Origin of the sequence: Mycobacteroides chelonae (assembly GCF_016767715.1) — a bacterium.
GTDB lineage: Bacteria > Actinomycetota > Actinomycetes > Mycobacteriales > Mycobacteriaceae > Mycobacterium > Mycobacterium gwanakae.
The window spans coordinates 3,070,297-3,085,910 of the sequence record NZ_CP050145.1; the positions used below are offsets into that span (position 1 = coordinate 3,070,297).

The window sequence follows — 15,614 nt, forward strand, 5'->3', positions numbered from 1 at the left end:
CATGGCTTGGCGGACCGCTCCAATCAGGACATGGTAGGTCGTCGGCGACTTCCTACCGGGCGAATACGGAAGAGCCATGTGGCACCGTCCCCGGTACGGCGTGTGCCAAGATCGCTGGGTGCGTCTACGCCCCGCTCTCCAGCTCCTCGCCGTCCTCGCCGCCATCGCCATGGCCTGGGCACCGGCCGCGACTGCGCAACCCGAGCGCGTGGCGCCCATCGGGCACATCGGCGAGACGCTGCATTTCGATTACGGCACCATCGGCGCCGACGTCACCGTGCACAACATCGAACCCACCGGTATTCCTGCCGGAATGGCTCCCCCGCGCGGCATTATCTGGAAGGCGTACGTCACCATCCGGCCGACCAAGGTGCCCAACGCGTACGCGTTGCTGATGGCACTCAAGCTGGGCGGCATCTCACCGGAGACCGGCGATGCCTACGAGCCGCAGCGCACCGATGAGCCTGACGATCTGAACTACGCGCTGCGCAACGCCCCGCAGGGTTCGACCGTGAGCGGAGCGGTGTACTGGGATGTCTACCGCGGGCCGGTGCGCCACATCGTGCTGCGGTCGGCTCAAACCCAGGTTCACCTGGCCCAGTGGGACCTCTGAGACATCGCGCGCGAGCTGCTCAGCGGGGCTGGAACAGGTAATTCCGGAAGGTCTCAGTGACCTTGTCCACGGGCCGCCAGGAGTCGGCGCTCCACACCGACATCCGGTAATCCCGCGCCGTGAACCACGCGACAATGTCCTCGGCGGTGCGCCCGAACCGCTCCATGTGGCGATCTTCGACCTCCAGCATCATTGCCGGTCGGGTGCGCTCAAGGGTCTTCTCGCCGCTGACCAGAACGTCGAGTTCGGCGCCCTCGACATCGATCTTCACGAAATCGATCCGCTTGATGCTCAGCCGGTCACAGAACCCGTCGAACGTCTCGGTGTCGACAACCACCCGGATGTGCTCATCGAACTCGGCGTTTGAGCCCAGCCCGTCGGCCCCGGCATCGACAAAGGACCGGCCAGTAATGGGCTTGCCGTTGCGCAGCGGAACGCTCATGACCTGTTCACCAGGATTGGTACCCAGCGCCACGGCGTGCCGGCGCACGTTCTGCGCACTGCGCAGACCCAGGGCCGCCGACGAGGTGGCGTGGGCAAACCGCAGCGGCTCCAGGCTGTACACCAGACCGTCGGCACCCACCAGACGCGCCAGCTCCGCCGTATAGAAACCGGCAGCCGCACCCACGTCCAGGCACACATCCCCGGGCTTGACCACCTGCGCGATACCCACCAGCTCGGTTTCCACCCAGGGTGTGGTGCGGGCGAGTGTGCGCAGGCCCTGCCCCACCACGGCGTCACGAATCTCGCCGAAGGCCGTCACGCGCCGCGTCATATGGTGCTCCTCAGGGTTGGTCATCAACATGGGTCGCAGTCTCGGAACCGCGCCAAGTATAGGTAGCGTGCCGGTCATGCCGATTCAGGTCAGCACCGCGACGGCTGCCGACAGCGCAGAAGTCGCGGCCGTCGCCGCCCGCACCTTCCCACTCGCATGTCCACCCTCCTCAACGCCGGAGGACATCGCGGCATTCATCGCCGCCAACCTCAGCACGAGCAACTTCGACGAGTACATCCGAGAGCACCGGGTACTGGCAGCACGTGAGAACGGCGTCATCGTCGGGTACGCGATGCTCGTGGAAGGCGTCGCCGAGGATCCCGACGTGCAGCGGGCCGTCACCCTGCGGCCCGCGATGCAGCTCTCCAAGATGTATGTGCTGCCCGAATTCCATCAGGCAGGGGTGGCGGGCGCGCTGATGGACGCGGCCCTTGCCGAAGCCGCCGCGCGCGGCGCGACGGGAGTCTGGCTGGGCGTCAACCAGGAAAATGAACGCGCACAGCGCTTTTACGCCAAGCACGGCTTCAACCGCAGCGGTACCAAAACATTCCAGGTGGGCGAGCGTCTGGAGAACGACTACGTGATGCAGCGGGTCATAGAGAACTCGGTAGCGGCGCCGCGCTGAGCGCCAGTAGCCGTGAGGTGGCGCGCAAGTATTTCTTGCGGAAACCGCCGGCCACCATCTCGTCATCGAAGATCGTGTCCAGCTTCGCCCCCGAGGCCTCGACCGGGATGCCCGCGTCGTACAGGCGATCCGTCAGGGCAACGATCCGCAGCGCCACCGCCTGATCGTGCACCTGCTCCACGCCCGCGATGAACACCGCTGTCACCCCTTCGATCAGCGTCAGATACCGCGACGGATGCATGCTCGCCAAGTGCCGGCATAGATCGTCGAACTGGTCGAAGGTAGCGCCATCAATAGATGCCGCCAGCCCACGAAGCTCGTCATCGGTGTGCGGCTCGGGAGCCGGTGGTAGGTCGCGGTGCCGGTAATCGGGCCCCTCGACCCGCACGGTGTTGAAGATCGCCGACAGCGTGTTGATCTCGCGCAGGAAGTCCTGTGCCGCGAAGCGACCCTCACCGAGCTGCTCGGGCAGCGTGTTGGAGGTCGCGGCAATCGACACTCCGCGCGCCACCAGCTCCGAGAGCAGCCGCGACACCAGCGTGGTGTTGCCCGGGTCATCCAGCTCGAACTCGTCGATGCACACCACCGTGTAGTCCGACAGCAGCTCGATGCACTCCAGGAAGCCGAAGACTCCTGCTACCTGCGTCAATTCTCCGAAGCTCGCGAACGCCTTGGGGCCGGGAACGGTGTGATAGATCGACGCCAAAAGGTGCGTCTTACCGACACCGAACCCGCCGTCGAGATAGATCCCGACCCCGGGCAGTACCTCGCGCTTGCCGAACAGCTTCTTCTTACCCGCACGGCGGGTCGTCGCCTCCTGAGCGAAAGCGCGGCACGATTCCACCGCCGCGGCCTGCGTCGGCTCGTTGGGGTCGGGCCGGTACGAGTCGAAACTCACCGAAGTGAACGTCGGAGGCGGCACCAGCTGGGCAATCAGCCGCTCGTTGGAGACGGTGGGGTGCCGGTCAGCAAGGTGCTGGGGGTTCCCGGGCGAGCGAAGCGACGGGAAATGGCCCGGAGCGGCACCGGATTGCGGATCAGTCACACGGGCAGCGTAACGGCGTGTTGAGATCTCTTTGTGGCCGACAGTGACGGTGAAGAGGCGATTCGGGGCCCAGCTGGGATACAGCTCACACAGCTGACCACCGGTACACCCGAGGATCCCAGCGAGCTGGCCAACCTGTACGACTACCCCAACGGCAATGCACTTTGCGTGCGCGCCAACATGATTGGCAGCCTGGACGGCGCGGCGACGGTGACCGGATTGTCCGGTGGACTTGGCGGCGACGGCGATCGCGCGGTGTTCGCGGCCATGCGCGCCAACGCCGATGTGATTCTCGTCGGGGCGGGCACCGTGCGGGCCGAGCGCTATCACGGCGCGCATCTGCCGGTCGGGCTGCGCCAGCGCCGCCAGGCCCGTGGACAGGGTGAGGTTCCGGTGATTGCCGTGGTCACGGGGTCGGGAACGGTAGACCCAAGCACTCCCCTGTTCACCGAGTCGGAGGTCGCGCCCATCGTGGTGACCACAGCGGCCGGGGCAGCGAACGTCGCCTCCCGCGTGTCCGATGCACAGGTCCTCGTCGCCGAGCATGCCGGGAAGGTCGATCTGCGCGCCGCGTTGGCAGAGCTGCACCGTCGCGGTCTGTCCCGGGTGCTGTGTGAGGGCGGCCCGTCATTGCTCGGCACCCTGCTCGCGGCCGATCTCGTCGACGAGCTGTGCCTGACGGTGGCGCCCACCACGGTCGGCGGCGGTGGGGCCCGGATCGTGTCCAGCCCCACCGAAGTACTCACGTCATGGCGGCGGGTGTTGCTGCTCGCGGATGCGGACGGCTACCTCTTCACGCGGCACGTCCGGGCTTGAGGAACATTCACCCGATACTGTGGTCGGCATGCGTGCACGGCTGACGGGGGCGATGGCGGTTGCCGTGATACTGGCTGGGTGTGCTCCCGGCCCCTCGGCGGGACCGCATTTCGCCATGGACGAGGGCCACGGAAATGTCGGCCCCGCCACCACAGCACCGCCGGACGGCCCGCCGTCCATCGACAAACCGAAGGTCGACCTGTCCTGGCAGGACTGCACCCGTGAGGTGCTCGGCAGCGCCAACATCACCACGTCGCCGACATTCACGCTCGAATGCGCCGAGTACAAGGCCCCGCTGGATCCGATCAACGGCGCACCGGGCAGCGTGACCCTGGGCGCGGTGCGTGCCAAGACCTCGCAGACACCTGCCGACGCGGGCCCGCTGGTGTTCACCACCGGCTCGGATCTCCCCTCCTCGGTGCAGCTGGCGACATGGCTCAACGGGCCCGGCGCACAGGTGCTCAGGCAACGTCCCGTCGTCGCGGTCGATCGCCGCGGTATCGGACGATCCGATGCCATCACGTGCCGTGACACCTGGGATCTGCGGGATATGCGGGACTTGGCGCAAAACCGTGGCGGAGACGATCCGGTAGCGAGCCTGGGCAAGATCGTCGAGACCGCGACCACCAACTGCACCGACACCATCTCCCCCGGCGACTCCGCCTACAACGACGCGCACGCCGCAGAAGACCTGGAGGCGCTCCGCGCCCAATGGGATGTGCCCAACCTGGCGCTCCTCGGCATCGGCAGCGGTGCCCGAGTCGCACTGGCGTACGCGGGATCCCATCCCAACAAGGTCGCCCGGCTGATGCTCGACTCGCCGGTGGCCGCCGACATCACCGCCGAGGCCGCCGCCGAGCAGCGACTCAAGGGCCAGCAATCCGCATTCGACGCATTCGCGGCCCAGTGTGTGGCGAACAACTGCCCACTGGGACCCGATCCCGCGGGTGCCGTCGGCGACCTGCTGAACCGCGCTCAGAACGGCGGACTGCCGTGGTCGCGGGCGACGGTTGTCAGGGCGATCACCACCGCGCTGGCATATCCGGTCGGCGACGGCACCGCCGTCGTGCAGAACCTCGCGAATGCGCTGAACGCGGCGCGCGGTCCCGATAGCGGCGCGCTCACCCCGCTGGTGGACCGGGCCAACGCGCTGCGCGATTCCGACGGACAGTTCGTGAACTCGTGCAGTGACTCGCTGGCACGGCCCACCCCCGACCGGGTACGCGAGCTGGTGGTGGCCTGGGGCAAGCAGTACCCGCTGTTCGGGCGCACGTCCGCCCTAGAACTGGTGAACTGCCTGCAATGGCCCAGCGGATCCAAGCCGAACCCTCCACAGGACCTGAAAATCAACGTGCTCATCCTGGGCGGACAACACGACCCGATCTCCGGTAGCGAGGGCGTCTCGGCGACCGCCGCGGTGATCATCAACGCCAAGGCGGCCAGCAAGCGCGTCATGTGGCAGGGCATCGGCCACGGCGCGATTGTCTACACCGGATGCGCGCAGCCACCCGCCCTGGCATATCTCAACGACGGAAAGCTCCCCGAGACCGACACGTTCTGCCCGGCCTAGTCGTACTTGCCGGAACTGCACCGGGCGCTCAAGGTACGGTGCCTGCGTGGTGTCAGTCGATACGTTCATTTCGGGCTTCAAGAACTCGTTGAAACCTCCGACCGCACCGCCATCGGTCGCGACGATCCTGCGGTCGGTGCTGTGGCCCGTCGCGATCATGTCGATCATTCACCGCGCCTACGTGCTGGGCACCAACGGCTACATCACCGACGACTTCGGGCCGGTGTACCGGGCCGTCATCGCCTTCAAACGGCACCAGCCGGTGTACAACGAGAACTTCAGCTACGTCGATCCGCATTACATCTATCCGCCCGGCGGCACGCTGCTGCTCTCCCCGTTCGGGTATCTGCCCGTTGACGCGTCGCGGTACTGGTTCATCAGCATCAACGCCGTCGCCATCGTGATCGCGGCCTACTTCCTGCTGCGGCTGTTCAACTTCACACTGACCTCGGTCGCCGCGCCCGCGCTGCTGCTGGCCATGTTCTGCACCGAGAGTGTCACCAACACACTGGTTTTCACCAACATCAACGGTGTGATGCTGCTGCTCGAGGTGCTGTTCTTCCGCTGGCTGCTCAATGGGAACGCGAAGTCCGATTGGCTGGCCGGTGTCGCGATCGGGCTGACACTGGTGATCAAACCGCTGCTGTTACCGCTGTTGTTGTTGCCGCTACTCAACCGGCAGTGGCGGGTGTTCGTCGCCGCTTTCGGCATCCCCGCGTTCTTCAACGCGGTCGCGATGTTCGGCCCGCACAAGGTCAGGATCGTCGACGGCTGGGACTACTTGCGGCGCACCGTGAAATACCTGGGCGAAACCCGCGATTACTTCAACAGCTCCATCGCCGGAAACGCCGTGTACTACGGGCTTCCCGCACCATTGACCGCCGTGCTGCGCATCGCGTTCCTACTGATCGCCCTGGCGAGTGTGTGGCTCCTCTACAAGTACTACCGCCGCCGCGACCCCCGGTTCTGGGCGCTGACCACCGGTGGTGTGGTGCTGACGGCCTCGTTCCTGCTGCTGGGGCTGGGACAGGGCTACTACTCGATGGCGCTGTTCCCGTTCGTGATGACGATCGTGCTGCCCAATTCGGTGTTGCGGAATTGGCCGGCCTGGCTGGCGATCTACGGGTTCTTCTCCATGGACCGCTGGCTGCTGGTGCATTGGCCCACCACGGGTCGCGCCCTGGAGTATCTGAAGATCACCTACGGATGGTGCCTGCTGCTCATCGTCGTGATGATGGTGCTGGTGCTTCGGTATCGGGATGCCAAGGCCGCTGGCACACTGGATAGCGGGCTAGATCCAGACTGGATGGGCGCGGCGATAGGCACTAAGGAGTCAGCGGACGATGACGACATCGAACGACCCGAAGGTGAATCTGACCGACGAACAGTGGCGGGAGCGACTGACTCCTGACGAGTTCGCGGTGCTGCGCCGGGCCGGCACCGAACGCCCTTTCGTCGGTGAGTACACCGACACCAAGACCGAGGGCGTGTACGCCTGCCGAGCATGCGGGGCCGAACTGTTCCGCAGCACCGAGAAGTTCGAATCCCATTGCGGCTGGCCGTCGTTCTTCGACCCGGCCAACTCGGATGCGGTGATCCTGAAGCCGGACAAGTCGCTGGGCATGCGCCGGGTCGAGGTGCTGTGCGCCAACTGCCACAGCCACCTAGGGCACGTGTTCGAGGGCGAGGGCTATCCCACGCCTACCGATCAGCGCTACTGCATTAACTCGATCTCTCTGCGCCTGCAGCCCGCCGAAACCTAGGTTGTGGCGGTTTCGTCTCGCACAAATTCGCCATAACCTCGGTCTCGGCGAAATGGTCTAGGGAAGCCGGGCGACGAGTTCCTCGGCAGAGACCCGCGGGCCGGTAAAGAACGGCGTCTCCTCGCGCACGTGCAACCGGGCCTCGGTGGCACGCAAATCGCGCATCAGGTCGACGATGCGATACAGCTCGGGTGCCTCGAAGGCCAGCAGCCACTCGTAGTCGCCGAGCGCGAAGGCGGGCACGGTGTTGGCACGCACATCCTTGTAAGCACGCGCGGCGATACCGTGATCGGCGAGCATCTTGCGCCGCTCCTCATCGGGCAGCAGGTACCAATCGTAGGACCGCACAAAGGGATACACGCAGATGTAGGCGCCGGGCTCCTCCCCCGCGAGAAACGCCGGGATGTGGCTCTTGTTGAACTCGGCCGGCCGGTGCAGGGCCGCATTGCTCCATACCGGGGTGCTGGCCCGGCCCAGGGCGGTGGTGCGACGGAAATCGCTGTACAGCGCCTGCAGCTTCTCGATGGACTCGGCGTGCGACCAGATCATGAAGTCGGCGTCGGCGCGCAGGCCTGCCACGTCGTAGATGCCGCGAACCACGACACCATCGTCCTCATGCCGTTTGATCAGGGTGGCCACCTCGTCGGCGGCACCGTCGCGGTCCTCGCCCAACCCTCCTTCGCGCACCTGGAACACCGAGAACATCAGGTAGCGAATGGTCGAGTTGAGGGTGTCGAAATCGAGGCTAGCCATGCCCCCATCGTGCCACGCTGTCCTGTGCCGCTCGAGAGGCGGAGGACACACAAGCCGGTACTCCAATTCCGTCCAGGTACGAGCCAGCCACGGCGATCCCCGGCGGCAACCCGCCGCGGATGGCGTCGGCGACGTCAGCGTGGCCGGGTCCGTACTGCGGCATGGCGTCGATCCAGCGGGCCAGCGCCGTATCGATGGGCGTCACCGACGCGCCCAGCACGGTTTCGAGGTCGGTGACGGCCCAGTGCAGCAGCTGCTCGTCGCTGGTGGCTCGCGCCACGGTGTCGCCAAAACGCCCGTAGGACAAACGCACCACCTGGGTGCTTCGTCCGCGCATCCCCCACTTGCCGGTCGAGAACGTCAAGGCCTTGGTGTGTAAGGCTTCTCCGGATGCGACGAGCACGCCGGAGTTGGCCGGAATGGGGGCGTCGCCGGGCAACGTCAGTGCCACGACCACCGAGGACGCCACCGAGACGGCGCGCGCAGCCTCCGCCGATTCGGGTGCCACCGCATCGAGGATATCCGCGGCGCGAGGCGCGGGGACCGCGACAACGACCACGTCCGCGTGCTCAGATGCGCCGTCGCCGGTGACCGCCCAACTCTCACCGTCACGCGCGATGCCAGTCACCGCGAGCCGCCGGTGTTCGGCGCGGGCGCGGCGCCACAGTTCTTCCACCAGCACCGTGTAGCCGCCGTCGATGGCACCGAAGATGCCGGTGGCCGATATCGGCGGCAATGCTTGCCGGGCGGCGACCAGCAGGCTGCCGGCCCCCTCGTCGAGGGCCCGGGCTATCCCGGGCGCGGCGGTCCGCAGGCCGGTCGTCGCGGCCGAACCCGCGTACACCCCACCGAGCAGGGGGTCGACGAGCCGCGCGACCACCTGCGGCCCGAATCGCAGCGAGACCAGGTCGGCAACGGTGGGATCGGCGCCCACGGTCCAGTGCATATCGCGCTCAGGCTCGCTGTCGATGCGCGCCACGGTCTCCTCGTCGACGAGGCCCACCACCGAAGACCCCGAGGCCGGGATGCCGTTCACTGTTCGCGCGGGCAGCGGGTGCAGACTGCCGCCGGCGTAGATGAGCGGCCGCGCACCGGTGGTATCGATCTTGCGGTCGGCCAGTCCCAGTTCATCCAGGAGATCCAGTACCTCGGGGCGCCGGGTGATGAATGCCTCGGCGCCGATGTCGACTCGATGCTCACCCAGGGTGATGGTGCGAAGAATTCCACCAAGCTGCTCGGCGGGGTCGTACACGGTGATGCGCGGACCATCGCCGAGTTCGCACCGCAGCCGATATGCCGCCGTCAACCCCGAAATACCGCCCCCCACAACGGCAATGGAGGATGAGGACGACCGTGCCACTGAGGTCACAACGAATGCACCAGCGCCACCGCATCGGTGAGGACTACCGGATCGGTATCCGGCAGCACGCCGTGTCCCAGATTGAAGATATGTCCCGCGGCACCGTCAGCCACTGCCTGGCGGCCCTCGGCGACAATCCGGCGCACCTCACGCTCCACCACCGGCCACCCGGCCAGCAGTACCGCAGGATCGAGGTTGCCCTGCAAGGCTTTTCCAGCGCCGACCCGACCCGCCGCCACATCCAGCGGGGTGCGCCAGTCCACACCGACCACGGTAGCGCCGGCCTCTCCCATGGCGCCCAATAGCTCGGCGGTGCCCACTCCGAAGTGCGTCATGGGTACGCCCTCATGCGCGAATTCATCGAAAATCCTTGTGCTGTGCGGCAACACAGCTGAACGGTAGTCGGCCAGCGATAACGCACCGGCCCACGAGTCGAACAGTTGCAGCGCGTCCACACCGGCGTCGAGCTGTGCACGCAGGAAGGCGATGGTGACATCGGTCAACGCGGTCATCAAGGCATGCCAGGTCTGCGGGTCGCCCTGCAGCAGCGCCTTGGTGCGCTGATGGTGACGACTCGGGCCGCCCTCGACCAGATAGGAGGCCAGCGTGAAGGGGGCACCGGCAAAACCGATCAGTGGCGTCGCGCCCAGCTCGGCGAGCAGCAGTCGCACGGCATCACTGACGGCCTCGACCTGTCCGGGCTCCAGGCGGGGCAGCTTCGCCACATCGGCGGTGGTGCGCACCGGGTTGGCGATCACGGGCCCCACATCGGGAACGATGTCCAGATCGATACCGGCCGCCTTGAGCGGGACCACGATGTCGGAGAACAAGATGGCGGCATCAACCTGGTGCCGGCGGATCGGCTGGAGCGTGATCTCGCAAACCAGTTCAGGATTAAAACAAGCGTCCAGCATGGCGTGGTCGGCGCGCACCGCGCGGTACTCGGGCAGCGAACGCCCGGCCTGCCGCATGAACCACACCGGGGGGCGGCTGGGGGCTCTTCCGGCGGCAGCCGCCAGATAGGGAGAAAGCGGCAGCTCACGACGGGTTTTTGCCTCCGTCGCGCGATCTTCATTCAATCCGGTCATCACTGCCCATGCTGCCATGGCAACCTTGCACGGCGCGCCTGCGGGAGCATGTCGGCCCAGCGCGCTACCGTCCATTGCTGTGACGTCTGCCGAACCAGCCCCGTTCCGCGCGGCGGTCGACGCGATGAACTCCGTGACCGTGCGTCCGGAGATCGAGCTGGGCACTATTCGTCCCCCGCAACGATTGGCTCCGTTCAGCTATGCGCTCGGCGCGGAAATCAAGCACCTCGACACCGATAACGTGCCCGAACAATCCGAAGGTGATGCGTTTGGCAGGCTAATCCTGCTGCACGACCCGGAGGGTGATGAGGCGTGGAACGGCACGATGCGGCTGGTCGCCTACATCCAGGCCGATCTGGACGCCACCGAGGCCGTGGACCCGTTGCTACCGGAAGTTGCGTGGAGCTGGCTCGTGGACGCCCTGAACACCCGCACCACAGATCTGACGGCGTTGGGTGGAACCGTGACCGCAACCACCTCGGTCCGCTACGGCGATATCGCCGGCCCGGGGCGCGCTCACCAGTTGGAGCTGCGGGCGTCCTGGACCGCCACCGGTACCGATATCGAAACCCACGTCGAGGCATTCTGCGAGGTGCTGGAGCATGCGGCGGGCCTGCCACCGGTAGGTGTGACCGACCTGGGGTCGCGCCACCGCGCTTAGCGCCTACGCTGCTGACTCAGATATGGACAACGACTCCGAGCTTCCCGAACCGACACCACTGCTTCGCCCCGCCGAAGGGGTGCCGCCAATCACCGCGTCAACGGATGAGATCCGTATGGCGGCTAAACGTTTGGCATCCGGGACGGGCGCATTTGCGGTCGACGCGGAGCGGTCTTCGGGATTCCGGTACTCCAACCGGGCCTACCTGATCCAGATACGCCGCCGCGGAGCCGGAACCGTGCTGCTGGATCCGACCAACGTTCCGGACGCACTCGGGCCAATCGTCGAGGTGCTGGGTGCCGACGAGTGGATCTTGCACGCCGCCGACCAGGATCTGCCCTGCCTGGCCGAACTGGAAATGAGACCGCCGTCGCTCTATGACACCGAATTAGCCGGGCGGCTGGCCGGTTTCGAGAAGGTGAACCTGGCCGCGATGGTCCATCGACTGCTGGGACTGGGCCTGGCCAAGGGACATGGCGCCGCCGACTGGTCTAAACGTCCGCTACCGGACGATTGGCTCAACTACGCGGCGCTGGACGTCGAGGTGCTCGTCGAGCTACGCGAGAAGATCGCCGAGGTTCTGGCCGAACAAGACAAGACCGAGTGGGCCCGGCAGGAATTCGAGTACCTGGCGCACACACCGGCCTCGGCGACCCGACGGGACAACTGGCGTCGCACCTCCGGAATCCACAAGGTTCGCAAGCCCGGACAGTTGGCGGCGGTACGCGAATTATGGCTCAGCCGTGACGAACTGGCCCGGGCACGCGATGTGGCCCCTGGACGTACACTGCCCGATTCGGCAATCGTGGAAGCTGCCATGGCAGATCCGAAGACACGCAACGAACTGATCGCTCTCCCGGTCTTCGGCGGTCCCCGACAGAAACAGCAGGCCGACCGATGGCTCGCAGCGCTGGCGAAGGCACGCAACGCGGACGCCCCGCCGCCGGTCAATGAACCCACCACCGGGCCACCGCCGGTATCGCGGTGGTCGCGACGCAAGCCCGAGGCCTACGCCCGCCTGGAAGCCGCGCGCACGGCCCTGTCGGCGCTCTCCGAGCAGATCTCGGTACCCGTGGAGAACATCGTCACCCCGGAAATCGTGCGGCGGCTCTGCTGGGACTGGGACGGCAACGGAGACGTCGAGGAACTACTCGCCGGCCACGGCGCCCGCCCATGGCAGCGGGAACTGACCGTCCCGATACTGACCGAAGCACTGACCGGCTGAACGCGCCGAAAGGCGGGACTCAGAGTTAGTCGACCTGCTGCGTGGCCGGGTTCACGGTGCTCTCCCCGATCTCGCGGCTCATCGCGGCCACCCAACCGGTGATCTTGCGGGCAATGTGCTGATCGGTCAAACCGAGCTGCTCAAGGACCTGCCCGCGCGATGCGTGATCCAGGAACTGTTGCGGCACACCAATATTGCGGGCCGGAATATCCACATCGGCATCCTGCATCGCCGCAGCCACCGCGCTACCCGCTCCGCCGTGCACGCCGCTGTCTTCCAGCGTCACCACCAACCGGTGCTGGCGAGCCAGCTCGATCACATGGCCGGGCACCGGAAGCACCCAGCGCGGATCGACGACGGTCACGCCGATTCCCTGCTTGCCGAGCCTCTCGGCCGTCGCCAACGCTGTCGAGGCGAACGAGCCGACCGCCACCAACAGCACATCGGCGTGTAATCCGCTAAGCGGCCGCGCAAGTATGTCGACACCATCGCGTCGCTCGACCGCCGGGATATCCTCCCCGACTTCGCCTTTCGGGAACCGCAGCGCGGTCGGTCCGTCATCGATCGCCAGCGCCTCGGTCAGCTCCTCACGCAGCCGCGACGCATCACGCGGCGCCGCGACCCGCATGCCGGGCACCACGTTCAGAATCGACAGGTCCCACATGCCGTTGTGGCTGGCCCCGTCGCTTCCCGTGATACCGGCCCGGTCCAGTACGAACGTCACCGGAAGCTTGTGCAGCGCAACGTCCATCATCACCTGATCGAACGCACGGTTCAGGAAGGTGGAGTAGATCGCGACCACGGGGTGCAGGCCACCCATCGCGAGCCCGGCCGCGGAGGTGACGGCGTGCTGCTCGGCGATACCGACGTCGAACAGCCGATCGGGAAAACGCTCACCGAACTTGCTGAGCCCCGTCGGGCCCGGCATGGCCGCGGTGATCGCCACGATGTTGCGGTGTTCGCTCGCCACCTCGATGAGTGAGTCGGAGAACACCGATGTCCAGCCTGGCGCCGACGCCTTGATGGAGCGGCCGGTTTTCGGGTCGATGATGCCGGTGGAGTGCATCTGCTCGGCCTCGTCGTCCTCGGCCGGCGCATACCCCATCCCCTTGCGGGTGATCACGTGCACGATGACCGGGCCACCGTATCCACGGGCGCGGCGCAGCGCGTCCTCCACCGCCTGCTCGTCGTGGCCATCAACGGGCCCAACGTATTTGATGCCCAGATCGGTGAACATCACCTGCGGTGACACCGCGTCCTTGACCCCGACCTTGAGGCTGTGCATCAACGCATACGCCAGCGGTCCGACCACCGGCATGCCGCGCAGCAGCTTCTTACTCTCGTCGAGCACCTTCTCGTACGAGGGGGTGAGCCGCAGCCCCGCCAGGTGCGAGGCGAGCCCACCGATGGTCGGCGCATAACTGCGCCCGTTGTCGTTGACGACGATGATGATGCGCCGATGCGCGGCGGCGGCGATGTTGTTCAGGGCCTCCCAGCACATGCCGCCGGTGAGCGCGCCGTCGCCGACCACCGCGACCACATGTCGGCGGCGCTGGCCGGTCAGTTCGAATGCCTTCGCGAGTCCATCGGCGTACGACAGCGCGGTCGAGGCGTGGCTGGATTCCACCCAGTCGTGCTCGCTTTCGGCACGCGATGGATATCCGGACAAGCCGTCCTTCTGCCGCAGCGTGTCGAAGTCACCAGAACGCCCGGTGAGGATCTTGTGCACGTACGCCTGATGACCGGTGTCGAAGACAATCGGGTCATACGGGGACTCGAAGACGCGATGCAGGGCCAGAGTCAGCTCGACGACGCCCAGGTTGGGTCCAAGGTGGCCGCCGGTCGCGGCGACCTTATGGATCAGGAACTCGCGGATCTCGTCGGCGAGTAAGTCCAGCTCTCGCTTCGAGAGACCCTGCAGGTCACCCGGTCCTCTGATGTCGTCAAGCATCAGGACAGTCTACGCAGCGATTCAGATTCGGTCGCTTGGAGCGGAGCCAAAAACATCGGGTACTCCATCGTGATCTGCGTCAAGGGTCTCCTTGGCCTCGATCCGCCGATACGCGCGGTTACGCAGCCGCAGCACCACGGAGGCGACTGCCGCCGAGGTCAACGATCCGGCTAATACACCGACCTTGACGTGCTCGGCAGCCGACCCGGTGCCGAACGCCAGTTCGCCGATGAGCAGGGACACCGTGAATCCGATGCCCGCGAGCAGCGCCACGCCGGCGATGTCGAGCCAGCTGAGGTCGTCGTCGAGACTCGCGCGCGTGAACCGCGCCAGCAGGTAGGTGGTGAGGAAGATGCCAATAGGTTTACCCACCACCAGGCCCAGCACCACGCCCAGCGCCACCGGATCCCGCAGCGCCTGCCACAGCCCGGCGAAGCCGCCCAGGGTGACACCCGCGGCAAAGAATGCGAACACCGGTACCGCCACACCCGCGGACACCGGTCGCATCCGATGCTCGAATCGCTCGGCCATCCCATGTACATCGGTACGGCCATCACGCCTGAGGACAGGAACGGTGAATCCCAAGAGCACACCCGCCACCGTCGCGTGCACCCCCGAGGCGTGTACCAGCGCCCAGGTCGCCAGCGCCAGCGGTACCAGCAGCCACCATTCCCGGCGGCGGCGCTGCACCGCCACCGCGAACAGCGCGAGCGGGATGAGCGCCAGGCCCAGTGGCGCCCAGTGCAGCTCATCGGTGTAGAACACCGCGATCACGATGACGGCCAGCAGGTCGTCAACCACCGCCAGGGTGAGCAAGAAGGTGCGCAGCGCCGAGGGCAGATGGGTAGAAATCACGGCGAGCACAGCGAGCGCGAAGGCGATATCGGTGGCGGTCGGTATCGCCCAGCCACGCACGGCCTCTCCACCGCCCGGTGCGTTGACCGCCAGATAGATGGTGGCCGGAACGAGCATGCCGCCGACCGCCGCGACGATCGGCAAGGCCGCTCGTCCCGGGTCGCGTAGATCGCCCGCCACGAACTCGCGTTTGAGTTCGACCCCCACAACGAAGAAGAAAATGGCCAACAGCCCGTCGGTCGCCCAGCCCGCCAGGGTGAGATTCAGGTGCAAGCGCTCCGGCCCGACCGTGATGGCCCCCAGCCGGTAGTACCAGGAGCTCCACGGCGAGTTGGCCCACAGCAGTGCGGTCACCGCGGCCACCACCAGCAGCACACCGCCGACGGTTTCCTTGCGCAGGATCTCCGCGGCCCGAGAGGACTCCGCCCACGATCCGCGGGTGAAGACGCGTTGGCGCAGGCGCATGGCTCGGTGTCCGTTCCTCGTGGCAGGGCAAAGTTCCGCCGACCAGACT

15 protein-coding genes are annotated in these 15,614 nt (G+C 66.4%); 8 read left to right on the plus strand and 7 right to left on the minus strand.

Going from position 1 to position 15,614, the window contains the following annotated elements:
- Positions 1-118: 118 nt before the first annotated feature.
- A complete protein-coding gene (locus HBA99_RS15005) occupies positions 119-613 on the plus strand; it encodes a DUF1942 domain-containing protein (protein WP_109398783.1) in 495 nt (164 codons plus the stop codon).
- A 19-nt stretch (positions 614-632) separates the two neighbouring features.
- On the opposite strand, the gene HBA99_RS15010 is transcribed toward HBA99_RS15005, so the two are convergent.
- Entirely contained in the window at positions 633-1,388 is a 756-nt protein-coding gene (locus HBA99_RS15010; protein WP_030093755.1) for an FkbM family methyltransferase, read from the minus strand.
- A 76-nt stretch (positions 1,389-1,464) separates the two neighbouring features.
- Between HBA99_RS15010 and HBA99_RS15015 the strand changes: the two genes are divergently transcribed.
- A complete protein-coding gene (locus tag HBA99_RS15015) occupies positions 1,465-2,013 on the plus strand; it encodes a GNAT family N-acetyltransferase (RefSeq protein ID WP_070952738.1) in 549 nt (182 codons plus the stop codon).
- Here the strand turns inward: HBA99_RS15015 and zapE are convergent.
- Positions 1,982-2,950, minus strand: a complete 969-nt coding sequence (gene zapE / locus HBA99_RS15020) for a cell division protein ZapE (protein ID WP_371258618.1) — start codon at positions 2,948-2,950, stop codon at positions 1,982-1,984. The two genes, HBA99_RS15015 and zapE, sit on opposite strands and share 32 nt — an antisense overlap.
- A 141-nt stretch (positions 2,951-3,091) precedes the next feature.
- Between zapE and HBA99_RS15025 the strand changes: the two genes are divergently transcribed.
- The 4 genes from HBA99_RS15025 to msrB are packed head-to-tail and all read left to right on the plus strand — an operon-like array spanning position 3,092 to position 7,207.
- Positions 3,092-3,874, plus strand: a complete 783-nt coding sequence (locus HBA99_RS15025; protein WP_070952710.1) for a pyrimidine reductase family protein — start codon at positions 3,092-3,094, stop codon at positions 3,872-3,874.
- A 28-nt stretch (positions 3,875-3,902) separates the two neighbouring features.
- Positions 3,903-5,444 (plus strand): alpha/beta hydrolase, encoded by a 1,542-nt coding sequence (locus tag HBA99_RS15030; protein ID WP_057966721.1) that lies wholly within the window; start codon positions 3,903-3,905, stop codon positions 5,442-5,444.
- A 46-nt stretch (positions 5,445-5,490) separates the two neighbouring features.
- Complete coding sequence (locus tag HBA99_RS15035; protein WP_057966716.1) at positions 5,491-6,855, plus strand: glycosyltransferase family 87 protein; 1,365 nt, start codon at positions 5,491-5,493, stop codon at positions 6,853-6,855.
- Complete coding sequence (gene msrB, locus HBA99_RS15040; protein ID WP_198528396.1) at positions 6,812-7,207, plus strand: peptide-methionine (R)-S-oxide reductase MsrB; 396 nt, start codon at positions 6,812-6,814, stop codon at positions 7,205-7,207. Before HBA99_RS15035 ends, msrB begins: the two co-directional genes overlap by 44 nt.
- 57 nt (positions 7,208-7,264) lie before the next feature.
- Here msrB and hemQ read toward each other — a convergent pair whose 3' ends face one another.
- The 3 genes from hemQ to hemE are packed head-to-tail and all read right to left on the minus strand — an operon-like array spanning position 7,265 to position 10,426.
- Entirely contained in the window at positions 7,265-7,960 is a 696-nt protein-coding gene (gene hemQ, locus HBA99_RS15045) for a hydrogen peroxide-dependent heme synthase (RefSeq protein WP_030093762.1), read from the minus strand.
- Complete coding sequence (locus HBA99_RS15050; protein ID WP_070952737.1) at positions 7,953-9,320, minus strand: protoporphyrinogen oxidase; 1,368 nt, start codon at positions 9,318-9,320, stop codon at positions 7,953-7,955. Before HBA99_RS15050 ends, hemQ begins: the two co-directional genes overlap by 8 nt.
- A 5-nt stretch (positions 9,321-9,325) precedes the next feature.
- The gene (hemE, locus tag HBA99_RS15055; protein WP_165615264.1) at positions 9,326-10,426 is read right to left on the minus strand and encodes a uroporphyrinogen decarboxylase; all 1,101 of its coding nucleotides are present in this window, start codon (positions 10,424-10,426) and stop codon (positions 9,326-9,328) included.
- Between the two features lie 106 nt (positions 10,427-10,532).
- Here hemE and HBA99_RS15060 point away from each other — a divergent pair, with 106 nt between their 5' ends.
- Positions 10,533-11,069, plus strand: a complete 537-nt coding sequence (locus tag HBA99_RS15060; protein WP_030093765.1) for a DUF3000 domain-containing protein — start codon at positions 10,533-10,535, stop codon at positions 11,067-11,069.
- 22 nt (positions 11,070-11,091) lie between these two features.
- Complete coding sequence (locus HBA99_RS15065; RefSeq protein WP_070952709.1) at positions 11,092-12,294, plus strand: HRDC domain-containing protein; 1,203 nt, start codon at positions 11,092-11,094, stop codon at positions 12,292-12,294.
- Between the two features lie 25 nt (positions 12,295-12,319).
- Here the strand turns inward: HBA99_RS15065 and dxs are convergent, their stop codons facing one another.
- Both dxs and nhaA read right to left on the minus strand, forming a co-directional pair.
- On the minus strand, positions 12,320-14,245 hold the full coding sequence (gene dxs / locus HBA99_RS15070) for a 1-deoxy-D-xylulose-5-phosphate synthase (protein ID WP_070952708.1): 1,926 nt from the start codon (positions 14,243-14,245) through the stop codon (positions 12,320-12,322).
- Positions 14,246-14,266: 21 nt separating this feature from the next.
- Positions 14,267-15,565 (minus strand): Na+/H+ antiporter NhaA, encoded by a 1,299-nt coding sequence (gene nhaA / locus HBA99_RS15075; protein WP_070952707.1) that lies wholly within the window; start codon positions 15,563-15,565, stop codon positions 14,267-14,269.
- Positions 15,566-15,614: the final 49 nt, after the last annotated feature.